Origin of the sequence: Pseudomonas sp. CJQ_9, assembly GCF_043106615.1 — a bacterium.
GTDB classification, from domain to species: Bacteria; Pseudomonadota; Gammaproteobacteria; order Pseudomonadales; family Pseudomonadaceae; genus Aquipseudomonas; species Aquipseudomonas juntendi.
Map to the genome: position 1 here is coordinate 28,786 of NZ_JBICMS010000079.1, position 24,040 is coordinate 52,825.

The 24,040-nt window shown below is 67.6% G+C and carries 9 protein-coding genes; 4 read left to right on the forward strand and 5 right to left on the reverse strand.

The features are described 5' to 3' along the window. Positions 1-97: 97 nt before the first annotated feature. The 3 genes from ACF8SD_RS15525 to ACF8SD_RS15535 all read left to right on the forward strand — a co-directional run bounded on the left by ACF8SD_RS15525 (position 98) and on the right by ACF8SD_RS15535 (position 15,715). Positions 98-2,593 (forward strand): TonB-dependent receptor, encoded by a 2,496-nt coding sequence (locus ACF8SD_RS15525; protein ID WP_249414329.1) that lies wholly within the window; start codon positions 98-100, stop codon positions 2,591-2,593. 190 nt (positions 2,594-2,783) lie between these two features. After that, complete coding sequence (locus ACF8SD_RS15530) at positions 2,784-14,615, forward strand: amino acid adenylation domain-containing protein (RefSeq protein ID WP_392485220.1); 11,832 nt, start codon at positions 2,784-2,786, stop codon at positions 14,613-14,615. A gap of 140 nt (positions 14,616-14,755) precedes the next feature. Next, positions 14,756-15,715 (forward strand): alpha/beta hydrolase, encoded by a 960-nt coding sequence (locus tag ACF8SD_RS15535; RefSeq protein ID WP_392485221.1) that lies wholly within the window; start codon positions 14,756-14,758, stop codon positions 15,713-15,715. A gap of 47 nt (positions 15,716-15,762) precedes the next feature. On the opposite strand, the gene ACF8SD_RS15540 is transcribed toward ACF8SD_RS15535, so the two are convergent. Genes ACF8SD_RS15540 through ACF8SD_RS15555 form a run of 4 tightly spaced genes read right to left on the reverse strand, consistent with a single transcriptional unit; the run spans position 15,763 to position 20,849 of the window. Then, positions 15,763-17,412: a cyclic peptide export ABC transporter gene (locus ACF8SD_RS15540; protein ID WP_173888228.1), complete on the reverse strand. Its 1,650-nt coding sequence runs from the start codon at positions 17,410-17,412 to the stop codon at positions 15,763-15,765. Positions 17,413-17,471: 59 nt separating this feature from the next. After that, positions 17,472-18,581: a pyridoxal phosphate-dependent aminotransferase gene (locus ACF8SD_RS15545; protein ID WP_392485222.1), complete on the reverse strand. Its 1,110-nt coding sequence runs from the start codon at positions 18,579-18,581 to the stop codon at positions 17,472-17,474. Positions 18,582-18,597: 16 nt separating this feature from the next. Then, positions 18,598-19,476 carry a formylglycine-generating enzyme family protein gene (locus ACF8SD_RS15550; RefSeq protein ID WP_392485223.1) on the reverse strand — a complete coding sequence of 293 codons (879 nt, stop codon included), beginning with the start codon at positions 19,474-19,476 and terminating at the stop codon, positions 18,598-18,600. Then, the gene (locus ACF8SD_RS15555; protein ID WP_392485224.1) at positions 19,473-20,849 is read right to left on the reverse strand and encodes a dipeptidase; all 1,377 of its coding nucleotides are present in this window, start codon (positions 20,847-20,849) and stop codon (positions 19,473-19,475) included. The genes ACF8SD_RS15550 and ACF8SD_RS15555 overlap by 4 nt, the downstream gene beginning before the upstream one ends. A 147-nt stretch (positions 20,850-20,996) precedes the next feature. Here ACF8SD_RS15555 and ACF8SD_RS15560 point away from each other — a divergent pair, with 147 nt between their 5' ends. Continuing rightward, complete coding sequence (locus ACF8SD_RS15560; protein ID WP_392485225.1) at positions 20,997-22,604, forward strand: PvdJ/PvdD/PvdP-like protein; 1,608 nt, start codon at positions 20,997-20,999, stop codon at positions 22,602-22,604. A 29-nt stretch (positions 22,605-22,633) separates the two neighbouring features. On the opposite strand, the gene ACF8SD_RS15565 is transcribed toward ACF8SD_RS15560, so the two are convergent. Beyond that, complete coding sequence (locus ACF8SD_RS15565; protein ID WP_173888238.1) at positions 22,634-24,037, reverse strand: efflux transporter outer membrane subunit; 1,404 nt, start codon at positions 24,035-24,037, stop codon at positions 22,634-22,636. Between the last annotated feature and the right edge of the window lie 3 nt (positions 24,038-24,040).

A 24,040-nucleotide genomic window follows, 5' to 3' on the forward strand; every position in this document is an offset into this window, starting at 1 on the left:
TCCAAGGCGTAGGTGCCGGCGCAGCTCGGGAAGGGGGCTGCGGGGCGTCATTTTTACGCCAACCATTAGAAAAGACCATCACAGCAAGGGGATTACAATGGGTTCCGTAGTACGGCAAGGGCGACGCAAGGCGTCTGCACTGCAAAAGAGCATACTTTGCCTGTCGGTATCGGCGGTGCTACTGGCCTTGGGGAACGCGGCCTACGCCAAAGAGGTGAAGGTCGATATTGCGAAGCAGCCACTGGGCAGCGCCCTGCGCGCGTTCGGCGAGCAGACCGGCCTGCAGATCCTGTTCTCGCCCGAGATGATCGGCGATGCGCAATCGTCGCGCGTGTCCGGCACCATGGAATCGGAAACCGCCCTGCACATGCTGCTCGATGGCACCGGCTATAGCTTCCAGATCGAGAACGGCGCGGTGATCCTGCTGCCGGCCACCAGCAGCACCAACGGCATCACCCTGCAGTCCACGGCCATCACCAGCCAGGGCATGGGCGAGATGACCGAGAACAGTGGCTCGTACACCACCGGTGCGGTAAGCGTCGGTTCCAAGACGCCGACCAGCCTGCGCGACACGCCACAGTCGGTGTCGGTGCTGTCCAGCCAGCTGATCGAAGACCGCAGTATCACCAGCCTGCAGGACGCGCTGAAAATGGCCCCGGGCGTCACAGTGCAGAAAACCACCAGCGACACCTACGAGTTCTACTCGCGCGGCTTCAACATCGACAGCATCCAGATCGACGGTGCCGCGCCCATGGCGTTGTCGTCGGTGGCCACCAGTTTCTATTCGCGCCGCCTGTACAACTTGGCCGAATTCGACCATGTCGAGGTGCTGCGCGGTTCGGGCGCACTGTTCGGCGGCGTCGGCGACCCGGGTGGCGTCATCAACCTGGTGCGCAAGCGCCCGCTGTCGGACTTCCAGCTCAAGCTCGAGGCCGCCGCCGGTTCGTGGGACAACTACCGCACTCAGGTCGACCTGACCGGCCCGCTGACCGACAGCGGCAACGTGCGTGGCCGGCTGGTCACGGCCTACAACGACCGCCAGTACTTCACCGACAAGCTGGCCACTCAGAAACCCACGGTCTACGGGGTGTTCGAGGTCGACCTCGGCCCGCAGACCATCTTCACCCTGGGCGGCATGTACGAAAGCACCCACTCCAACTCGTCGCTGGGCCTGCCGCGCTACACCACCGGTGCCGACATCGGCCTGGCGCGGCACACCAACCTGGGGCAGAACTGGTCCTACATGGACAACATCTCCCAGGAAATCTTCACCAAGATCGACCACTACTTCGACAACGACTGGAAGCTGAACGTCTCGTACACCAATACCCGTGACGCCGGCAAGGCGCTGGCGGCGGTGTCGGGCAACGCGGTCAACCCGGTGACCCTGGCCGGGCCAGTCTGGCGGGCCAGCTACAACGTCTATTCCACCAGCCAGGACCTGGTCGACAGCAACCTGTCCGGCAGCTTCGATGCCTTTGGCCGTGAGCACCAGTTCGTGCTGGGCGCCGACTACCAGCGCGTCACCAGCCGCTGGCAGGGCTCGGGGGTGTTTACCGGCACCGGCGTGCCGATCGACGTGTTCGACCCAGGCTACTGGAAGCCGACCACCACCTCGCTGGTGACCCCGCGCGACTACAGCCCCAACACCCAGGAGCAGTACGGCCTGTACGGGCGCCTGACCCTGCAGGTGAGCGACCCGCTCAAGGTCATCGTCGGCGGGCGCGCGGCCCGTTACCATTTCCAGCAGGTCTACACCAACGCAGGCGTGGTGCAGAGCGACATCGACATGCGCGAACCGACGCGCTTCGTGCCGTACTTCGGCGCCATCTATGACCTCGACGATCAATGGTCGCTGTACGGCAGCTACTCGAAGATCTACAAGCCGCAGCAGAGCTACCTGCGCGGGCCGTTGGGCAGCAACGACGTGCTCGAGCCGCTCGAGGGCAAGACCACCGAGCTGGGCATCAAGGGCGAACTGTTCGACGGCCGCCTGAATACCAGCCTGGCGGTGTTCTACACCAAGCGCAAGAACGGCGCGGTGCAAGACACCAACTACCCGCAGGCGTCGGTGCTGTATGGCGGCAGCTGCTGCTACGTGAACCAGGGCGAGGTCGTCAGCAAGGGCATCGAGCTGGAAGCGACGGGCGAGATCCTCCCGGATTGGAACCTGATGGCCAGCTACGTGTACAACTACAACAAGAACGAGACCGACAGCACGGCCTTGAGCACTATCACGCCCAAGCATCAGTTCAAGCTGTGGACCACCTACCAGCTGCCTGACGCGTTCAAGGACTGGACCGTCGGCGGTGGCGTCGATGTACAGAGCGCCACTTACGTCAGCGGTACCACCGTGCGCGTGGACGGCAATGGCAACGTGGTCGAGTCGAACATTCCGTTCGATTACAAGCAAAGCGGCTACGCCGTCTGGAATGCCCTGGTGCGCTACCGCGTGGATGACCACTGGACGCTGTCGCTCAACGCCAACAACCTGTTCGACAAGACCTACTACCAGACGGTCTCCAGTGCGGCGAACGGCAACTTCTACGGCGACCCTCGTAACTACATGCTGACCCTGCGCGGCGAGTTCTAAGCCCGCCAGCAGCTGCCGACAGGCACCTGAAACCGGCCGATCCCTGCCCAGGGACCGGCCGGTTTCGTTTCGCCGGGCTGGCCGCCAGGGCGCCCGCTGCGGGCCGCCCAGCCGTGTAAATTTCGCCACAAGCCTTTCGTCAACTGAGGACGACGCACTTCCCGCACCCTTCGACACGAGGCCGACACTGATGTCTTCCACCCCCTTGACCGACGATGACCTGCTGGCGCTGTTGATGGCTGACGACAGCGACGATCCCGGCGTCATTCGCCCCATGGGGCGGCCATTCACGTGTCAGGCCTCGTTCGCCCAGCAGCGTCTGTGGGTGCTGCAGCAACTGGACCCGAGCAGTTCTGCCTACCACCTGGCGCGCGCGCTGCACCTGGTCGGCCCTTTGCAAGTGGCGGTGCTGGAGGCGGCGCTGCAGCAGGTGGTGGCACGCCACGAGATCCTGCGCACCGGCTTCGAAGCGGTCGATGGCCAGCCCATGCAAGTGGTGGACAACGCGGCGCGCCCGCTGCTGCAGGTCGAACGCCTGGCCGCGGCAGACGGTGCCGAGCGCCGGCAGCTGCTGGCCGCGCGCCTGCAAGCGCTGACCCTGCAACCGTTCGACCTGGGCCAGGCGCCGCTGCTGCGTTGCGTGCTGTTCGAGCTTGGCCCGCAGGAGCATGTGCTGTTCCTGAACATGCACCATATCGTCTCCGACGCCTGGTCCAACCCGATCCTGCTGCGTGACCTGACCCTGGCCTACACCCAGGCCCTGCAAGGCGACACCACGCCCTTGCCGGCCTTGCCGGTGCAATATGCGGACTACGCCCACTGGCAACGCCACGTATACCCCGGCACGGCGGAATACGGGCGGGCCCAGGCCTACTGGAAAAACTACCTGGCAGGGGACATCGCCCCACTGAGCTTGCCGGTCGATCACGCGCCCCATGCCGCGCAGTCTGGCATTGCGGCGCTGCACCGGGTCAGCGTGCCCGCGGCGCTGATGGCCCGCCTGCACGACCAGTGCGAGCGCCTGGGGCTGACGCCGTTCGCCTTCGTGCTGGGCGCCTGGCAACTGCTGCTGGCGCGCTACAGTGGCCAGGCCGATTTCTGCGTCGGCGTGCCCAATGCTGCGCGCAACCGCGCACAGATCCAGGACCTGGTCGGTTACTTCGTCAACGCCCAGCTGTATCGCGTGCGGGTTGACGGCGCGACCACGGGGCAGGCGTTCCTGCAGGGTATCCGGCGTCATTCCCTGGCGTTGCTGGAGCACGCCGACTGGCCGATCGAGCTGCTCGAGCAGCAGGGGCAGGCTAGCGCTACGTTCGAGACCTTGTTCAACTGGCGGGTGGATGGCGACCGGCCGGCAGCGCTGCGCCTGGGGGAGGTGGCCGTCGATTTCCTCGCGACCGGCCCGCAGCAGGCCAAGTTCGCTCTGTCGCTGGATGTCGACTACGCCCCCGAGGCCATGAGCGCGGTGTTGGAGTACGACGCAGGTCAGTTCACCGGCGCAACCATCGAGCGCCTTGGGCGGCATTGGCTGCACCTGCTGGCAGGGCTGGCCGAGGTACCCCAGCGGCCCCTCGCGGAGCTCGCGCTGCTGGCGGCCGACGAGCAGCAGCGGGTCATCGCCCAGTGGAACCCGGCGCTCACCGAATACCCGGCCGCGCCATGCCTGCATGTGGCCATCGAGGCGCAAGCGGCCAGGGTGCCGCAGGCCATCGCCGTGGTGGCGGGCGAGCAGCGGGTGACCTATGACGAGCTCAACCGCCGGGCCAACCGCCTGGCGCACCTGCTGCGGGCAGCGGGTGTAGGGCCTGACGTGCGTGTGGGGGTCGCGCTGGAGCGGGGCGTGGACATGGTGGTCGGCCTGCTGGCGATCCTGAAGGCAGGCGGCGCCTACGTGCCGATGGACCCCGAGTACCCGGCCGAGCGGCTGGCCTACATGCTGGCCGACAGTGGCATCGCTTTGCTGGTGACCCACAGCCAGTCGCGTGGCCAGTTGCCCGAGGTCGAAGGCGTGAGCTGCATCGAGCTCGACCAGCCGGCGCTACTGGCCGGCTACCCTGACAGCAACCCTGCCAATACCACCGACCCCGACAACCTGGCGTACGTCATCTACACCTCGGGCTCCACCGGCAAGCCCAAGGGCACCTTGCTGGCGCACCGCAACGTGGCCCGGCTGTTCCAGGCGACCCAGGCGGATTTCCGGTTTGACGAGCACGATGTGTGGAGCGTGTTCCACTCCTACGCCTTCGACTTTTCCGTGTGGGAGCTGTTCGGTGCCTTGCTGCATGGCGCCACCGCGGTGATCGTGGCGCGGGAGGTGGCGCGCTCGGCCGCGGACTTCCATGCCTTGCTGGTGCGCGAACGGGTGACCGTGCTCAACCAGACACCGTCGGCGTTCGGCCAGCTGATCCCGGTCGCCTGCGCGGCGGCCAATGCCGACCAGGCCCTGGCGCTGCGCTACGTGGTGTTCGGCGGCGAGGCCCTGGACGTCGCCAGCCTCAAGCCTTGGTTCGAGCGTTTTAGCGACCGCCAGCCACAACTGATCAACATGTATGGCATCACCGAGACCACGGTGCATGTCACCTATCGCCCGCTGAGCCGCGCCGACCTGGCGTTGCAAGGCGCAAGCCCGATCGGCACGGTCATCGAGGACCTCTCCTGGTACTTGCTGGACCGCGACTTCAACCTGGTCGCACCGGGGTGCCAGGGGGAACTGCATGTCGGCCGTGCCGGCCTGGCCCGTGGTTACCATGGGCGCCCGGGGCTGACGGCCGAGCGCTTCGTGCCCGACCCCTTCGATGACAGCCCCGCGGGTGGTGGGCGCCTGTACCGTACGGGCGATCTTGCCGGTTATCGCACCGATGGCATCATCGACTACCGCGGCCGCATCGATCACCAGGTGAAGATTCGCGGTTTTCGCATCGAGCTGGGCGAGATCGAAGCCCGGCTGCAAGACCATCACGCCATCGCCAAGGCGGTGGTGCTCGACCGGGACGGGCCGGGCGGCAAGCAATTGGTCGCCTACCTGCTGACCGGCGACCAGCACGCGGTCAGCGCTGCGCAACAGGACACCCTGCGCAGCCAGCTGCGCGACTACCTGCGCGGGCTGCTGCCGGAGCACATGGTGCCTGCGCACCTGCTGTTCCTGCAGGCGCTGCCCCTGACCGTCAATGGCAAGCTCGACCGCAAGGCACTGCCCCAACCAGCGGCCAGCTTCGGGGCCGGCTACGTGGCGCCCGAGGGTGACCATGAGCAACAGATCGCCAGGCTCTGGGCCCAGGTGCTGAAGCTCGAGCGTGTGGGGCGACACGACAATTTCTTCGAGCTGGGTGGGCATTCGCTGCTGGCGACCCAGGTGATCTCGCGCCTGCGCCAGGCCCTGGGGCTCGACCTGCCGTTGCGCGCCTTGTTCGAGACGCCGGTGCTGGCCGATTTCGCGGCGCTGGCCGGGCAGGGCAGTGACGACGGTGCGCCGCCCATCGCAGCCGTGGACCGCAGCCGGCCACTGAGCCTGTCCTACGCCCAGCATCGCCAGTGGTTCCTGTGGCAACTGGACCCCGACAGCAGTGCCTACAACATCCCCGCGGCGCTGCGCCTGCGCGGGCAACTGGACGTCAGCGCCCTGGCCCGCAGTTTCGAGGCGCTGACGCTGCGTCACGAAACCTTGCGCACCACCTTCCGGGTCGAGGATGGCCAGGCGGTGCAGGTGATTCATCCGCACCAGGCATTCTGCCTCCAGGCCGAGCCCGTCACCGCGCCTGCCGGCGGTGCGCTGCAAGCCTGGCTCAAGGGCCTGATCGAAGCGGAAACACAGCGCCCCTTCGACCTGGCGCAAGGCCCGCTGCTGCGCGTGAAACTGCTGCGCCTGGCCGATGACGACCACGTGCTGGTCCTCACCCTGCACCACATCGTCACCGATGGCTGGTCGATGCCGATCCTGGTGGAAGAGCTCGAACAGCACTATGCCGGCCTGTGCAGCGGCCAGCCCGTGGCCTTGCCGGCGCTGGCGGTACAGTACGCCGACTACGCGGCCTGGCAGCGCCAGTGGATGCAGGCCGGTGAGCAGCAACGCCAGCTGGCCTACTGGCAGCAACAGCTGGGCGGCGACCAGCCGGTGCTGGAACTGCCCACCGACCGCCCGCGCCCGGCGGTGCAGAGCCTGGCCGGGGCCAACCACGACATCGTGCTCGACGACGGGCTGGCCGTGGCGCTCAAGCAATTGGCCAAGCAGCACAATGCAACCCTGTTCATGGTCCTGCTGGCCAGCTTCCAGGCGCTGCTGCACCGTTATACCGGGCAGCGCGACATTCGCGTCGGCGTGCCGATCGCCAACCGTAACCGGGCGCAGATCGAGCGGCTGATCGGCTTCTTCGTCAACACCCAGGTGCTGCGCGCCGATTGTGATCCGCAGCTGTCGTTCAAGGCGCTGCTGGGGCAGGTCAGGGATACCGCCCTGGCGGCGCAGGCCCATCAGGACCTGCCGTTCGAGCAACTGGTGGATGCCCTGCAGCCGGAACGCAGCCTCAGCCACAGCCCGTTGTTCCAGGTGATGCTCAACCACCAGACCCAGGTTCGTGGCGAGACCCGCGAACTGCCGGGCCTGAGCTTGCAGCGACTATCCTGGGAGCGCCACAGCGCGCAGTTCGACCTGACCTTGAACACCTTCGAGCACGCCGATGGCCTGGGCGCTTCGCTGAGCTACGCCACTGCGCTGTTCGACCGGCAGACGGTGCAGGCCCTGGCCGACAACTGGCGTGTGCTGCTGCATGGCATCGTCGAGCAACCTGAAGCACGCATCGCCGACTTGCCGCTGCTCGATGCCCACAGCCGCCAGCAGGTGATCCAGGCCTGGAACCCGGCACCGCTTCAACACCCGGTCGAGCTGTGCGTGCACCAGGCCATCGAGGCCCAAGCTGCGCGTGCGCCGCAGGCCGTGGCCGTGACCTGCGAAGGTCGGCACCTGACCTACCGGCAACTCAACCAGCGCGCCAACCGCCTGGCGCGCCGCCTGCGCCACCTTGGCGTTGGCGCCGACGTGCGCGTGGGCCTGGCCATGGCCCGCAGCCTGGACATGGTGGTCGGGCTGCTGGGGATCCTCAAGGCCGGGGGCGCCTATGTGCCGCTGGACCCGGAATACCCGCAGGACCGCCTGGCCTACATGATCGAGGACAGCGGTATTACCCTGTTGCTGACCCAGCCCGAACTGCTGGCGCAATTGCCCCTGGCCCCCGGTGTGCAGAGCCTGGTGCTGGAGCAGGACGAGCCGGCACCGGGCGATGACCAGCCTGACCTTGGCAACCAGACCTCGCCGCAGAACCTGGCGTATGTGATCTATACCTCGGGCTCCACTGGCAGGCCCAAGGGCACGCTGCTGCCGCATGCCAACGTGATGCGCCTGTTCCAGGCCACCCAGGACTGGTTCGGCTTCACTGCCGAGGACGTCTGGAGCGTCTTCCACTCCTACGCCTTCGACTTCTCCGTGTGGGAAGTGTTTGGCGCGCTGCTGCATGGCGCCCGGGCGGTCATCGTCCCCCGCGACGTGGCCCGCTCGCCGGAAGACTTCCACGCCCTGCTGGTGCGCGAACAGGTCACCGTGCTCAACCAGACGCCCTCGGCGTTCAAGGAGCTGGTGGCCATCGCCTGCCAGCCGAACCAGGACCCGGCGGCCCTGGCCTTGCGCTACGTGGTGTTCGGCGGCGAGGCGCTGAACGTCGCCAGCCTCAGGCCCTGGTTCGAGCGTTTTGGCGACCAGCGCCCGCAGTTGGTCAACATGTACGGCATCACCGAGACCACGGTGCACGTCAGCTACCGCCCGCTGTGCCTGGCCGATGTGCACCGCGAAGGGCTCAGCCCCATCGGCGAGGTCATCCCCGACCTGTCCTGGTACCTGCTGGACGCCAACCTGGAGCTGGCCGTGGCCGGCAGCCAGGGCGAGCTGCACATCGGCCAGGCAGGGCTTGCGCGTGGCTACCACCAGCGCCCGGCGCTGACGGCCGAACGCTTCATCCCCGACCCGTTCGACACCAGCCCCCAGGGCGGTGGCCGGCTGTACCGCACCGGCGACCTGGCACGCTACCGGGCCGAGGGCAGCATCGACTACGTGGGGCGTATCGACCACCAAGTGAAGATCCGCGGTTTCCGCATCGAGCTGGGTGAAATCGAAGCACGCCTGCAGGCTCACCCTCGGGTCGCGGAGGCGGTGGTGCTGGACGTCGACGGCGCTGCCGGCAAGCAGCTGGTCGCCTACCTGATCGCCGATCAGGCGCAGGCGCTGGACCTGGCTGCGCAGCATGCCTTGCGCGGCGAATTGCGTGACTACCTGCTGGCGAGCCTGCCGGACCACATGGTCCCGGCGCACCAGGTGTTCCTGGCCGCCTGGCCACTCACCGCCAACGGCAAGCTCGACCGCAAGGCACTGCCGGCACCCGATGCCAACCAGGTGCGGCAAACCTTCGTCGCCCCTGAAACGCCCCTGCAGCAGCAGATCGCGGCGATCTGGGCCGATGTGCTGAAACTGGATCAAGTCGGCCTGGCAGACAACTTCTTCGAGCTGGGCGGCGACTCGATCATCTCGATCCAGGTGGTCAGCCGGGCGCGTCAGGCCGGTATCCGCATCACTCCCAAGCAGTTGTTCCAGCACCAGACCGTGCAGGGGCTGGCGGCCGTGGCCACCCAGGGCGCAGCGGGCGACGTGCAGATCGACCAGGGCCCGGTCACGGGCCAGGCCGTGCTGCTGCCGATTCACCATTACTTCTTCGATGAGCCGATTCCCGCGCGGCATCACTGGAACCAGGCGTTGCTGTTGCGCCCGGTCGAGGCGCTGGACGGGCAATTGCTGGAGCAGGCGCTGCTGGCCCTGATCGCCCACCACGATGCCCTGCGCCTGAGTTTCGCCCAGGCCGATGACGGCCATTGGGCGGGCGAGTATCGGGAGGTCGCGCAGCAGCCCTCGTGCTTCTGGCACGAGGCCGTGGCCGATGGTCCGGCCCTGGAGGCCCTGTGCGAGCGCGCCCAGCGCAGCCTCGACCTGGCCCAGGGGCCGTTGCTGCGCGCAGTATTCGCCACCTTGCCCGACGGCGACCAACGGCTGTTGCTGGCGATTCACCACTTGGCGGTGGACGGGGTGTCCTGGCGCATCCTCCTGGAAGACCTGCAAAACGCCTATGGCCAATTGCGCGCAGGGCAGCCAGTCAGCCTGCCGGCCAAGACCAGCTCCACCCGTGCCTGGGCCGAAAGCCTGCGCGGTTACGCCCAGGGCAGCGGCCGCGAGCAGTTGCCGTACTGGCAGGCCCTGTTGACCGATGTGCAGGCCGACCTGCCGTGCGACAACCCGTCAGGCTCGCTGCAAGGGCTACACCAGGCAGTCGCCCATACCCGCCTGGGCGCCGAAGACACCCGTGCCCTGTTGCAACACGCGCCGGCGGCCTATCGCAGCCAGGTCAACGACCTGCTGCTGACCGCCCTGGCCCGGGTGATAGCACGCTGGACCGAGCAGGAGCACGTGCTGGTGCAACTGGAGGGGCATGGCCGCGAAGACCTGTTCGACAATGTCGACCTGACCCGTACCGTGGGTTGGTTCACCAGCCTGTTCCCGGTCAAGCTCAGCCCGGCGCCGTCGCTGGCGCAGTCGCTCAAGCGCATCAAGGAACAGCTGCGGGCAATCCCCGACAAGGGGGTCGGCTTCGGTGCGTTGCGCTACCTGGCCGATCAGCCGGCCCGTGAGGCGCTGGCCGCCTTGCCGGTGCCGCGCATCACCTTCAACTACCTGGGGCAGTTCGACGGCAGCTTCGCCGAAGCCACCGGTGAGGGCGGCCAGGTGGCCGGGCTGCTGACGCCGGCGGTGGAAAGCAGCGGTGCCAGCCTGAGCGAAGCAGCCCCGCTGGGTAACTGGCTGTCGATCAATGGCCGGGTCTACGGTGGCGAGCTGAGCCTGGGCTGGAGCTTCAGCCGCGAGATGTTCAAGCCGGCGTCGGTGCAGCGCCTGGCGGATGAATACGCCGCCGAGCTCAAGGCCCTGATCGCCCATTGCGTCAGCGGCGAGGCGGCGGGTATCACGCCGTCGGACGTGCCGCTGTCGGGCCTCGACCAGGCGCAACTGGACAACCTGCCGGTCCCGGCCGCGCACATCGAGGACATCTACCCGCTGTCGCCCATGCAGCAAGGCATGCTGTTCCACGCCAGCGAAGACGACCAGGCGGACCTGTACATCAACCAGACCAGCGTGCCTGTCACCGGGCTTGAGGCCGAGCGCTTCGTGGCCGCCTGGCAACAGGTGGTCGCCCATCACCCGATACTGCGCACCAGCTTCCATCAAGGCGCGTCGCTGGCGGAGCCGGTGCAACTGGTGCAGCGCCAGGCGCAACTGGACATCCGCCTGCTGGACTGGTCGACCAGGGCGGTGAGCGAGGATGACCTGGCGCAGCAGGTGCTGGAGGATCGGCGTCGCGGCTTCGACCTGGCCCAGGCGCCGCTGATGCGCCTGACCTTGATCCGCCTGGTGGATCGCCACCACCTGATCTGGACCAGCCACCACCTGCTGATGGACGGTTGGAGCGCCTCGCGGCTGATCGCCGACGTGCTGGCCAGTTACGCCGGCCACGCCCCCGAGCCCCAGGCCTGCCGCTACCGCGACTATATCGACTGGTTGCAGCGCCAGGACTTGCAGGCCGCCCAGCGCTTCTGGGAGGAAAAACTGGACGGCGAGGGTGCCGCGACCTTGCTCGCCAGCGTTCTGCCACAGCCAGAAACGCCGCTGCCCGGGCATGCCGCGCTGTACCTGAAGTGGGACCAGGCACGCACCCAGGGCCTGCAAGACTTCGCCCAACGCCAGCGGGTCACCCCCAACACCCTGATCCAGGCTGTGTGGCTGTTGCTGTTGCAGCGCTACACCGGGCAGGCGCAGGTGTGCTTCGGTGCAACCGTTGCCGGCCGGCCCGCCGACGTGGCCGGTGCCGACAAGCTGCTGGGCCTGTTCATCAACACCATCCCGGTCATCCAGCGCCCGCTGGCCACCCAGCCGGTGGCGCAGTGGTTGCAGGCGCTGCAAACCTACAACCTGGAGGCCCGCGACTTCGAGCACACCTCGCTGGCCGATATCCAGCGCTGGAGCGGGCGCAGCGGCCTGCCGCTGTTCGACAGCATCGTGGTGTTCGAGAACTACCCGATCGACGACCGCCTGCAGCAAGGCGTGGGTGGCCCCCTGAGCTTCGGCGAGGTGCAGTCGCGGGATGTGACCAACTATGCCATGGACCTGGCGGTGAACCTGGGCAACACCTTGAGCATCGAGTTCCTCTACCTGCGCAGCCGCTTCAGCGAGCCGGTGGTGGCGAACATTGTCGCCTCCTTCGAAACCCTGCTCGACGCCATCCTGGCCAACCCCGATGCCTGCCTGGGCAACCTGCCCATGTGCGCTGCGGCAACGCCAGACGTTGCGCCCGTGACGCCGCAGCGCACGTCGGTGGCCGAGCTGATCGCGGCCCAGGCCCAGCGCCGGGGCGATGCCATCGCTGTGGTGTGTGGCGAGCAGCAGCTGAGCTTCGATGCGCTGGAGCGCCGTGCCAACCAGCTGGCGCAGGTGCTGGTGGCCCGGGGCATCGGGCCTGAGAGCCGGGTGGGCGTGGCCCTGGAACGGTCGGTGCAGAGCATCGTGGCGTTCTATGCCGTGCTCAAGGCCGGCGCGGCCTACGTGCCGCTGGACATCGACTACCCCCGCGAGCGCCTGGAATGGATCATTCAGGATTCGGGCATGGCCCTGCTCCTGAGCCACTCTGCGCTGTTGCCACGCCTGCCGGTGACGCCCGGCTCCGAGTGCCTGGCGCTGGACGAACTGGACCTGGCGGCGCAGCCCGCCCGCGCGCTGCAAGTACCGGTGCAGGCGCACAACCTGGCCTACATGATCTACACCTCGGGCTCCACCGGCCAGCCCAAGGGCGTGGCGGTAAGCCATGGCCCGTTGAGCATGCACTGCCAGGCCATCATCGCGCGGTACGGCATGGACCGCGACACCCGCGAGCTGCTGTTCATGTCATTCGCCTTCGACGGTGCCCAGGAGCGCTGGCTGTCGACGCTGCTGGCCGGTGGGCGGCTGGTGATGCGTGACAACCAGCTGTGGACCGCCGAGCAGACCCTGCGCACCCTGCGCGAGCAGGCGATCAGCATTGCCTGCTTCCCGCCGGCGTACCTGCAGCAACTGGCCGAACAGGCCGCCCTGGAAACGGAGGCACCGCCTGCGGTACACACCTACTGCTTCGGCGGCGACGCGGTGGCCCAGGCCACCTTCGAGCAAGTCAAGGCCAGCTTGCAGCCGCGCTACCTGACCAACGGCTATGGCCCGACCGAAACCGTGGTGACGCCGCTGCTGTGGAAGGTTGCTGGCGATCAGCCTTGCGGTGGCCCCATCGCCCCGATCGGCGAAGCCGTGGGCGCCCGTGAGCTGTATGTGCTGGACGATCAGCTGAACCTGCTGCCCGATGGCGTGGCCGGCGAGCTGTACATCGGTGGCGAGGGCCTGGCCCGCGGTTATCACCAACGCCCCGGGCTGACCGCCGAGCGCTTCGTGGCCAGCCCGTTCCAGGCCGGCGGGCGGCTGTACCGCAGTGGTGACCTGGTGCGCCGACGCGCCGATGGCATCTACGATTACCTCGGCCGCCTGGACCAACAGGTGAAGATCCGCGGTTTCCGTATCGAGCTTGGCGAAATCGAGGCGCGCCTGCGCGATTGCGAACGCGTGCGCGATGCGGTGGTGAGCGTGCAAGGGGAGGGTGCCGACAAGCGCCTGGTCGGCTACGTGACCAGCACCGCCGCCAGCCCGGATATCGGCGAGGCGCTGCGCGAGCAGCTGCGTGCGGTACTGCCCGACTACATGGTGCCCGCCCGCATCCTGCTGCTCGATGCCCTGCCGCTCAACCCGAACGGTAAGGTCGACCGCAAGGCGCTGCCTGATCCGGACTGCAGTGAACCTGAAGCGCTGTATGTGGCACCGCGCAACCTGTTCGAGGAGCAGCTGGCGCAGATCTGGGCCGATGTGCTGGGCGTCGAACGGGTGGGGGTGACGGACAACTTCTTCGAACGCGGCGGCGACTCGCTGCGCAGCCTCAAGGTGATCTCGCGGGTGCGCAGCCTGCAGCGCGAAGGGTTCGAGCTCAAGCTGCGCGACCTGATGAGCCGGCCGACGATTGCCGAGCTGTCCGGTTACAGCGAGCCGGCGGCGGGTGAACTCGACCCGCTGCTGTTGCTCAACGACCCGGTGAGCGACGTGCCACCGCTGTTCTGCCTGCATGCAGGCTACGGCACGGTGTTCGACTACGAACCCCTGGCCCGCCACCTGAAGGGCGAGTGCAGTGTCTACGGCGTGCAGTGCCGCATGCTGCTGGACCCGGACTGGCAGGACGAATCGTTGGCGAGCATGGCCATCGACTATGCCCAGTACATTCGTCAGAAGCAGCCCGACGGCCCGTACCGTTTGCTCGGTTGGTCGCTGGGTGGGGTACTGGCGGTGCTGGTGGCGGCCGAGCTGCGCCAGCAAGGGCAGGTTGTCGAGCACGTCTCGCTGGTGGACAGCTTCATCCCGCTGGAACCTGCACAGCAGGCGTCGGCCGAGGCCTTCGACTGGCGCGAGGAACTGGCCGGCTTCTGCCAGGTGATGAACGTCGCCCAGCCAGCGGGTTCGCTGCCCTCCAACTTCGAGGCGGCAGCCTTGCCTTCGTTGCCACAGCTCACCGCCTACTTCGCCAGCGGCATTGCCGGCGGCACCGGCTTCGATGCCGAGGACCTGGCCCAGGGGGTCATCGTCGGGTTGCGCCTGCGCGACTTGTCGTTGCAGACCCTGGCCTTGCCGAAACTGGCAGGCCCGGTGAGTTTCTGGTGGGCACAGGCCGTGCCTGGCGCGGCGCAGGCCGGCTTCGAACGCCACGTGGCGGTCGAGGTGGCCCGGTTTGCCCTGGACAGCGACCATTACGGCATCCTCAGGCACCCGAGCTTGCTGGCGGGGCTGGGCGGCGCGCTGGCGCGCAAGGTGTCCGCCTGACCGAGGCGCGCACAGGGCAGTTGCCCCCGGGCGCTGCCCTGGCTGCGCGGGCCCATTGATCCGACTGTGCCCCCACCCGGCGTCGCTGCGTGGGGGTTTTGTTTTTCACCGCTATGAAGTTCTTTTCAAGGAGAACCAAGATGTCGCTGCATCCCGATCTGGAAGCGTTTCTGGAACTGGTGGCGTTCGGCAGGGCTACCTGTAAAAGCCTGCCCATGCATGAGCAAAGCGTCGAACAGGCGCGCGAGGAATTCGAGCTGAGCGCCCTGTTGCTGGACCCGGCCCCGCCGCAGGATATCGGGGTCACCGCGCTGCACATTCCCGCGCGCGACGGCGCGCGGCTGCCAGCCCGGCTCTATCGCGCACCTGCCTGCCAAGCCCAGGGCCCGGTGATGCTGTACTTCCATGGTGGCGGTTACGTGGTCGGCAGCCTCGACTCCCACGACGTGGTCTGCCGTCGCCTGGCGCAAGCCACGGGGCATGCCGTGCTGGCCCCGGCCTACCGCCTGGCCCCTGAGCATCGCTTTCCGGTGGCGCTGGACGATGCCCTCGACAGCGCCCGCTGGCTGGCGGCCAATGCAGCGTCGCTGGGCCTGGACGCGTCGCGCCTGGTGGCGGCGGGGGACAGCGCCGGCGCCACCCTGGCTACCTTGCTGGCACATACCGCTGCCATGCAAGGCCCTGACGCCGGTTTCGCCCTGGCGGCGCAGATGCTGTTCTACCCGGTCTGCGATGCCTCGGTGACCTATGAATCCAGCCGTGCCTATGCCGAGGGGTACCTGCTGGAGCACCAGACGATGGGCTGGTTCTACCAGCACTACCTGGGCGAGGCGGGCAGGCGTGACGACTGGCGGGTGTCGCCATTGCTGGCCGACCATGGGCGGCCATTGGCCCCCGCTTACGTCAGCGTGGCGCAGTACGACCCGTTGCGTGATGAAGGGCTGGCCTATGCCGAGTTTCTAACGCGTGGCGGCACGCCGGTGACGTTGCGGCTGGAGGAGGGGTTGACCCACGACTTCCTGCGGATGTCCGGGGTCCTCAATGGCGGGGTGGAGGGGCTGTACCAGGCTGCCGCCGACTGGTTGCGGCAGCAGGCCTGAAGCGTGACCGCCGGCAGCGCAGGGCTGCCGGCGGTGCGTGGGTTCACTCAGGCAACGTTCAGCTCGCAGAGCACCTGGCCGGCTTGCATGCGCACCAGCTGGTCGGCGACATCGAAGTATCGGTCGTCGTGGCTGATGACGATGATGGTCTTGCCCAGCTTCTTGAGCTCCGGCAGCAGCTCGGTGTAGAACACCCGGCGGAACGTCGGGTCCTGGTCTGCGGCCCATTCATCGAACACCAGCACCGGGCGCTCCTCCAGCCAGGCATTGATCAGCGCCAGGCGCTTGCGTTGCCCGGTGGACAGGTCGGTGGTGCTGAACACGCCGTCGCGCACGCTCACCTTGTGCGCGATCTCCAGGCGCTTGAGGTAGGTCTGGGCGCTGTCGGGGACCTGCTGTGGGCCCATGGCCGGGTCTTCGAACAGGTAGTAGTCGGCGAAGATGGTGGTGAACAGCTGGCGGTAGTCGTCGCGGTGCTGCGCGTCGATGGCCTGGCCGTCGACGCGGATCTCCCCTTGCTGCGGCGCATACAGCCCCAGCAGCAGCTTGATCAGGGTGGTCTTGCCGCAGCCGTTCTCACCGACGATGAAGACGATGTCGCCCTGTTTGATTTCCAGGTTCACCGGGCCCAGGGCGAACGGTGCGCTGCCTTCAACCGGCGGGAATGCGTAGCGCACGTCGCGCAGTTCCAGGGTGGCGAGGCCGGTCATCTGGCTCTTGCGGTCCTGCAGCAGCAGGTGCGGCTCGGGCGAGGAAAACTGCTCGGACAGCTCGGCGATGCGGCGGAAGGCGACCTGTGCCCGGCTGACGATCGGCAGGGTGCCGACCAGGTGCTCCAGCGGGCCCTTCATGTACAACAGCACCAGCACGAAGCCGCTCATCACCGAGGCGTCCGCGGCCGGCCACAGCGACTGCAGCACCAGCGCCACGCCGATCACCACGAAGAACAGCATGGAGCCGAAGCTCTTGGCCACGACGAAGGTGTTGATCGAGCGGATCTGGGTGTCGCGGATGCGGTCGGCGGTGCCCTGGATGTGGCTGCTGAACATGCGCTGGCGGCGTGGCCGGTGGATGCGCAGCTCCTTGGCGCCGGCGGCGATGGCGTGGTAGTGCTTCTGCAGCTCGTCCTCGGCATCGCGCGCGGCCAGGAAGCCTTTCATGCCTTTGGCCCGGGCCAGGTACTGGGCGCCTGTGCCCAGGGCGATGGCCACCAGCATCAGCAGGAACATCGGCCATGACAGCAGGGCGAGGTAGCCCAGGCAGCCCAGGGTCACGGTCATGGAGATGGCCAGGGGGGCGAAGGCGAAGGCGAAGTCGCTGATGGTGTCCACGTCATGGGTCAGTACCGGTATCAGGCGGTGACTGCGATAACGCTCGATCTGCTCGATGGGCGCAGACAGCACCTTCTCGCCCAGTTCCTTGCGCAGCGAGGCGATGATCGACTGGCCGACGCGGTTGGTGCCAAGGTCGGAGAAGATCGAGCTGGCCAGCGCCACCAGGCACAGCCCGGCAAATAGCCACACCGCTCCCTGGCCCAGGCCGCTCTGGGCATGCAGCGCGCGGTTGATGGTCGCCAGCAGGACGGTGATGCTCAGGCCACCGACCACGCCCAGCAGCACGGCACCCAGTACGGTGTATTTGAACGGGCGCAGCAGGGTGAACAACTCCCGTAGGGCGCTTTTAGGTTGCGGTGACATGGTGTACTCCTTGTGACGCATCAAACGCTGGTTAGCGTGCATAAGTGCCGGAACAGGTGTCAGGCCGCGGTCATGACCTGCTCGAAGGCCGCCAGAAACGCCTGCATCTGCTGCGGTGTACCCACGGTCACGCGCATCCAGTCGGGCCATGCCGGAAACACTCGCCCGACCCGGACCTTGCGCCGGGCCAGGGCTTCGATGACCGGTTGCGCAGGGCGCCCGAGCTGCACCATGAAGCAGTTCGCCTGGGCGTCCGTGCAGCGGTAGCCGGCGGCGCGCAGGTGCTCGGTGGTGCTGTGCAGGATCTGCTGGTTGGTGCGTTTGCGTTCGCTGACCAGGTCGGCCTGCTCCAGGCTGGCGATGCCGCCCAGGGAGGCTGCCAGGGAAATGAAATTGCGCCCGTTGAAGCGCTGCAGCGCGGTCAGCACGGCAGGCCTGGCGATAGCCAGGCCCAGGCGTGCGCCGGCCATGCCATACAGCTTGGAGAAGGTGCGCAGGACCATCACGTCGTCGTGCTGCACGGCCAGGTCCAGGCAGGGCGGGGCATCGCTGAAGTGGATATAGGCCTCGTCGATGATCGCCAGGCAGCCAGCGGGCTTGTGCGTGACCACCTGCTCAATGTCGGCGCGTGGGGTGAGGGTGCCCGTGGGGTTGTTGGGATTGCACAGGTAGATCACCCCGGCATTGCGGTCGGCGGCCAGCATGGCGCGTGCATCGTGGGCGTGGCGGGCATCGAGGGGCACCTCGTGCACGGCGGCGCCGACGCTGCTGGCGCCGGCCGCCACCGAGTCGTAGGTCGGCGCGGCGGTGACCACGCTGCGCGGGCCGGCGTATTGGGCCAGCGCGTATTGCAGGGGTGAGCGCGAGCCGCAGAACACCGCCACGTGATCCTCGGGGATGCCGTTCTGCCGGGCGAACAGTTCGATCAGGCGGACCTGTTGTTCGTAATAGTAACGTCCGCTCTGGCGGCCGCCCTGTTCCAGGGCCTTGACCGCCGAAGGGCTCGGGCCGTACGGGCTTTCGTTGTAGTCCAGGCGCACGATGTCGTCGCCAAAGACCGGGTCCGGCGCGGGGCCGGCAGGCAGTTGCGCGGCCCAGGCAGGCAAGGCGGGGGCGACACTGGCCAGCGCAGCGGTGGTGACGAAGCGTCGTCGGCTCAAAGCACTCATGGGGTTGCTCCTTGGGTCAGTCCTTGTGGTCAACGTCCAGGTCGCGGGCTACGCGAAAGCCCAGCCAGTCACCGCGCACCTGGGGTTCGCGTTCGTTGCGGTTGCCGGAGCGCGAGAAGATCGCCGGCTCGCTGTAGTCGTTGCCGCGGATCTGCCGATGCCCGCAGTTGCCGCCGGTGGTCCAGGCGCTGCCATCGGTGGGTGCGCCGACATAGTCGGTGTGCCAGCAGTCCTCCAGCCATTCGTAGACGTTGCCGTGCATGTCGTACATGCCGAAGGCGTTGGGCGGGAAGCTGCCGACCGGCGAGGTGAACGAGAAGCCGTCGGCCGGGCCGTAGACGTTGGCGTGCTTGCTGATGGTGTACTCGCCTTCCTTGTCGAACGGGAAGGGGAACGAGCCCGTGGAGCCGGCACGGGCGGCGTATTCGCGTTCCGCTTCGCTGAGCATGCGGTAGGGCTTGCCGGTGGTCTTGGCCAGCCAGGCGATATAGTCGCGGGCCTCGAACCAGGTCATGCACACGGCCGGTTGGCGCGGGCCCTGGGCATAGTGGGGCTTGCCGTTCTGGCACAGGCGGCCGGGGCGCAGGTCGCCATCGGGCAGCACGGTCTTGGTGGCCTTGGCATAGGCTTGCCACTGCGCGGCGGTGATGGTGAAGCGGCTGACCGCGAAGGGGCGGGCGAAGGTCACCGTGTGCAGGGGATTTTCGTCGTCCTGCCTGCCGACTTCGTCATCGGGGGTAGCCATGACGAAGCTGCCGGCGGGCAGCACGACCATTTCCGGGCAGTGCTTCTTGCAGTCGGTGAAGACTTTGCCGGGTTCGGTCGGGTCGGCGGCCAACGCATGCGCCGACAGCGAAAGGCATCCTAGGGCAAGCAGCAGGTCAAGGCGTTTCATGGTTGTCCTTGTAGTTGAGTGACAGGCGTGTTGGCCGGCTTGGCGGCCTTCTGGACGGTGTCCCACACACGCAGGAAGTTGCCGCCCCAGAGCTTGGCGATGTCTTCGTCGGAGTAGCCGCGCTGGATCAGCTCGGCGGTGACGTTGCGGCTTTCGCCGACGTTCTGGTAACCGATCACGCCGCCGCCGTCGTTGAAGTCCGAGCTGATGCCGACGTGGTCGATGCCGATCTTCTTCACTGCGTAGTCGATGGAATCGACGTACTCGGCCAGGGTGGCCTCGGGCTCCTGGCCGAGGATGTCGTAGAAGGGGGTGAGGAATTCGCCGAACTTCTTCTCTGGCCAGATCGAGAACACCGGGTCCGTGGTGGTGCCCATCTGCGTCTGGTTCTGCACGTCGGGCAGCCCGTAGCGTTCGCGCAGGGCGTTCATCCGGGCGATGGTTTCGCGCGAGAACGGCTTGAGGTACTTGGAGTAGGCGACGATGTTGACCAGGCCGCCGGTGGCCTTGATGTGGGCCAGGTCGGCGTCGCTGAGGTTGCGGCGGATGTCCATCATGCCCTGCACACCCGTGTGCGAGGCGATCACCGGGGCGTGGCTGAGCTGGGTGACCTGGGTCAGGGCCTGGCTGGACATCTGCGAGACGTCGATCACCACGCCCAGGTCGTTGAGCTTGGCCACGGCGCGGCGGCCCAGCGGTGACAGGCCGCCCAGCGGGTCGGTCGAATCGCCCAGGAAAGGCAGCGGGCGTGCCGAGTCCACCCAGCTGTTGTTGCCCACGTAGCCGGGGCCGAACACCCGCACGCCGCGCGCGGCCCACAAGTCGAGCTTGTCGACGTCGTCGCCCAGCGGAGCGGCGTTGAGCATGCTGATGACGATGGCGAACTTGCCCTCGTCGGCCAGGCGGCGGAAGTCTGCCGGGGTGTAGGCGATGCCGGCCTGGTTGGGGAAGTCGCGGGCGATGCCGGTGATGATCTTGTAGCGCACCTCCAGCTCGTTGGCCATGGCGGCCTGGAAGCCGGCAGTGGGGCGGTGCGGCCAGTTCGGCCCGCTCCAGAACTCGGGCCAGGACCAGATGGCGATCGAGGCGCCGCGCAGGCGTGCCTTGCCGGCCTTGACCAGGTCGAACTGGGTCGGGCCGTCGCGGTTGGCTTCACGGCCATCGGTGCCATAGTTCAGGGGCACGTCCAGGTGCCCGTCCAGCGCCAGGATGCGTTCCTGCAGGGCGTTGGCGCGCTGCACGATGGCGCGGCTGTAGGGGTGCGCCGGCAGGTACACCCAGTACCACCAGGCGCCGCTGCCCGCAGCGGCCAGCAGCAGGACCAGGGCCAGTAGCCACGGCCACTTGCTCGAGAAAAGGAGGTGTTTCGTCATTGCCATTTCGACCCGCCTGGACGACGGCCCCATGCCGTTCGAACTTGTTGGGTGATACGAGTCGATGGCGGAAGAATTTACCAAACGCCTAAATCGCCTTTGTGACCATTCGTTTTCGCTGGAGTAGTCACGTCATGAGTACAGTGGATGAAGGTGTCACGCCGAGGAATGCTGGCAGGGCTTGTGGCCGCCGGCGCAGTGCTGCCCACGGGTTATTTCGCCTGGCAGAAATGGGACGAAGCCCAGGAGGCGGAGCTGGCCAGCGACGAACCGGCGGTGCCGGTGGACGATGTGCCCAATGCGCTGCTGGGCGAGCGCCTGACGGGTATCTGGGAGTGGCAACTGGTAGAGGGCGATGTGGCGCTGCACGAGCTGGCGCGGCCGCGGGAGCTGCTGCTGGACGTGGGGCAGGGAGCCCGGGCCGTGCGCGGCTACCTGGGCCTGCCGCCCTATGCCGACGGCATGCAGGTGTATGCGCCGCTGGCCGCCGAGCGCCTGCCGCACCTGCGCCTCAAGCTGATCTCGACGAGCGGCCAGGGTTACGATTGCGAAGCGGTGCTCGATGAGATCTGGGGGGACTGGAGCCAAGGCGGTGGCGGTGCCACCCTCAGCGGCCAGGTACGCCTGGCCGGTGTCCAGGCGGGGTTTTCCGGGCCCCAGGGCCGCTTCGTCGCCCGTCGTCGGCCTTTCGTGCCGGCGCGTGAGCGGCTGGCCTTCGTTCCGGCGCTGCACGAGCAACTGATTTCGCCGGGGTGGCGCTACTTTCACCAGCTCTGGCATGCCACCCGTGACCGCTGGCACCGCATTGACGAGTCCCGGCGCCAGGCCGTGCGTGGCCTGGGCTGGCAGGCCGGGCCGCTGGGCAAGGAGCGCAATGCCCGTGGCCATGACCGCCACCTCAACGGTTCGGGCGAGGACTTCCTGTTCATGCACCGGCACATGCTGCATGGCGTGCGCCAGGTGCAGGACCTACGTTCGTGGCCGTGCCTGCCGGCGCCGCGCCCCTTCGTGGGCGAGAACCGGCAGGCGTTCGCCGACTACATGAACAACGTCACCGGCTACAGCGTGCCGCCTTGCTGGCAGGCCGACGACGATGACCACTTCAACCAGTGGCTGTACTACATCAAGAGCCGCGAAGGCCTGTACGCCAACTTCCAGCTGTGGGAAGCGCAACTGCACGACCCCGAGTACCTGAGCACGCTGTGCCTGGGGGAGCTGGGCTCGCGCATCGAACTGGGCATCCACGACTGGCTGCACATGCGCTGGGCGGCCATGGCCCAGGACCCGAACACCGGCTGGCCGATGGCCTATGCGCGGCGCAACCATGACTTTTCCGAGCGCTGGTTCGGGGCGGGCAACGATTTTCTCGGCGACCCGTTCTCGTCCCACGTGAACCCGGTGTTCTGGGCTTTCCATGGCTGGCTCGACGACCGCCTCGAGGACTGGTTCCTGGCCCATGAGCAGGCGCACCCCGGGGAAGTGCGGCGCTTGACCGTCAACGGCATTCCCTGGTTCGCGCCGGGGCGCTGGGTACGCGTGGCCGAGCCGTGGCTGGGGCCGTCCAGCGAAGGCTGCGGCGCCTGGGGCAAAGGCAATGGTGGTGGCAGCCAGCTGGACATCGAGACCATGAAGCTGGCGCTGCAAGTAATCTTCAGCCCGGAACAGGAGGCCGAGCGGCTGATGAAGCGTGTGCCGCCAAGCCGGCCGTGGTTCGCCCGCTACCTGGCGCCGGGGCCGCGCAAGGATGGGCTGTAGCTGCGGCTGGCGCGGCCACCGCCCGGGCCTCACCGTTGCTGTGTCGCCCAGCCGCCGCCCAGGGCCTTGTACAAGGCCACGCTGGCTTGCAGGCGGTCCCTGCGCAGCTGCACGCGCTCGGCCTGGGCGTCGAACAGGCTGCTTTGCGCCTGCAGCACGCTGAGCAGGTCTTCTGCCCCGGCGCGGTAGCGGCTTTCGGCCAGGTCGAAGGCGCGCTGCGCCTGTTGCAGCGCTTGCTGTTGCCAGCGGGCCTGGCGGTCCAGGCCGTCGACACTGTTGAGCGCCTTCTCCACTTCGCCGAAGCTGGTTACCAGCACCCCGCGGTACGTTTCCAGCAGTTCTTCCTCACGCGCCAAGGCCTTGTCGCGCTCGGCGCGCAATTGGCCGTTGTTGAAGATCGGTGCGGTCAGGCCCGCGCCCAGGTTGAGTACCGGGTTGCGCAACAGGTCGGCGGCCTGGCGGTCGCCGGTGGCCAGGCTGGCGCTCAGGGTCAGCGTGGGGAACAGGGCCGCGCGGGCCACGCGCACGTCGGCCTGGGCCGCGGCCAGGCGCGCTTCGGCCGCGGCGATGTCGGGGCGGCGCGTGAGCAATTGGCTGGGGATGCCGGCATCGATGGCGGGGCCTTGCATCTGCTCGAAGGGCAGTGCCTCCAACTGCAGGTTCTGCACCGGCTCGCCGAGCAAGGTGGCCAGGGTGATGAGCGCGTCGCGGGCCTGCTGCCGGTACAGCGGCAACTGGCGCTGCTGGCCGGCCACCAGGCTCTGCTGCTGGGCCAGCTCCAGCGCGGTGGCGGAGCCGGCCTGGTAGCGGGTGCGGACCACGTCAAGGATTTTCTGCGCATTGCCCAGGTTCAACGTGGCGATACGGGTCTGCTCCTGCGCGGCCAGGGCTGCCAGGTAGGTGTCTGCCACCTGGCCGGCCAGGCTCAGCTCCAGGGTGTCGCGGTCCAGTTCGCTGGCCTGCAGGCTGTGGCCGGCGCTGTCGCGCGTGGCCGCGTTGCGCCCCCAGAAGTCCACTTCATAGCTGGCCGTGAGTGCCGTGTTGAAGTAATGGTAGGTGCGCTCCCTGCTGGAAGCGTCCAGTTCGCTGTAGCCCTGGCCCTTGAGCAGGCGCTGGCGATAGGCGTTGGCGCTGGCATCGAGCCGCGGCAGCAGCGTGCCGCCGGCGATGCGCACATCGGCGCCGGCCTGGCGCACCCTGGCCATGGCCGCCTTCAGGTCGTGGCTGCCTTGCCGGCTCTGGTCGATCAGGCGCGCCAGCTGCGGGCTGTTGAAGCTCGCCCACCAGCGCTCGATGTCCACGGCCTGCGCCTTGGGCACGGCCGGGCTTTGCCAGCCGGGCGGTGGGGCAACCGCGCTGTCCACCGGGGTGGTCTGGCTGCAGGCGCTGAGTAGCGCCAGCAGGGGGATCAAGGCAAACGGGGCTTTGGTCATGGG

What these genes read in the sequence shown, in the direction of transcription:
- ACF8SD_RS15525 (WP_249414329.1), top strand. Translation starts at nt 98, where the DNA reads ATGGGTTCCGTAGTACGGCAAGGGCGACGCAAGGCGTCTGCACTGCAA.
- ACF8SD_RS15530 (WP_392485220.1), top strand. Translation starts at nt 2,784, where the DNA reads ATGTCTTCCACCCCCTTGACCGACGATGACCTGCTGGCGCTGTTGATG.
- ACF8SD_RS15535 (WP_392485221.1), top strand. Translation starts at nt 14,756, where the DNA reads ATGTCGCTGCATCCCGATCTGGAAGCGTTTCTGGAACTGGTGGCGTTC.
- ACF8SD_RS15540 (WP_173888228.1), bottom strand. Translation starts at nt 17,412, where the DNA reads ATGTCACCGCAACCTAAAAGCGCCCTACGGGAGTTGTTCACCCTGCTG.
- ACF8SD_RS15545 (WP_392485222.1), bottom strand. Translation starts at nt 18,581, where the DNA reads ATGAGTGCTTTGAGCCGACGACGCTTCGTCACCACCGCTGCGCTGGCC.
- ACF8SD_RS15550 (WP_392485223.1), bottom strand. Translation starts at nt 19,476, where the DNA reads ATGAAACGCCTTGACCTGCTGCTTGCCCTAGGATGCCTTTCGCTGTCG.
- ACF8SD_RS15555 (WP_392485224.1), bottom strand. Translation starts at nt 20,849, where the DNA reads ATGACGAAACACCTCCTTTTCTCGAGCAAGTGGCCGTGGCTACTGGCC.
- ACF8SD_RS15560 (WP_392485225.1), top strand. Translation starts at nt 20,997, where the DNA reads ATGAAGGTGTCACGCCGAGGAATGCTGGCAGGGCTTGTGGCCGCCGGC.
- ACF8SD_RS15565 (WP_173888238.1), bottom strand. Translation starts at nt 24,037, where the DNA reads ATGACCAAAGCCCCGTTTGCCTTGATCCCCCTGCTGGCGCTACTCAGC.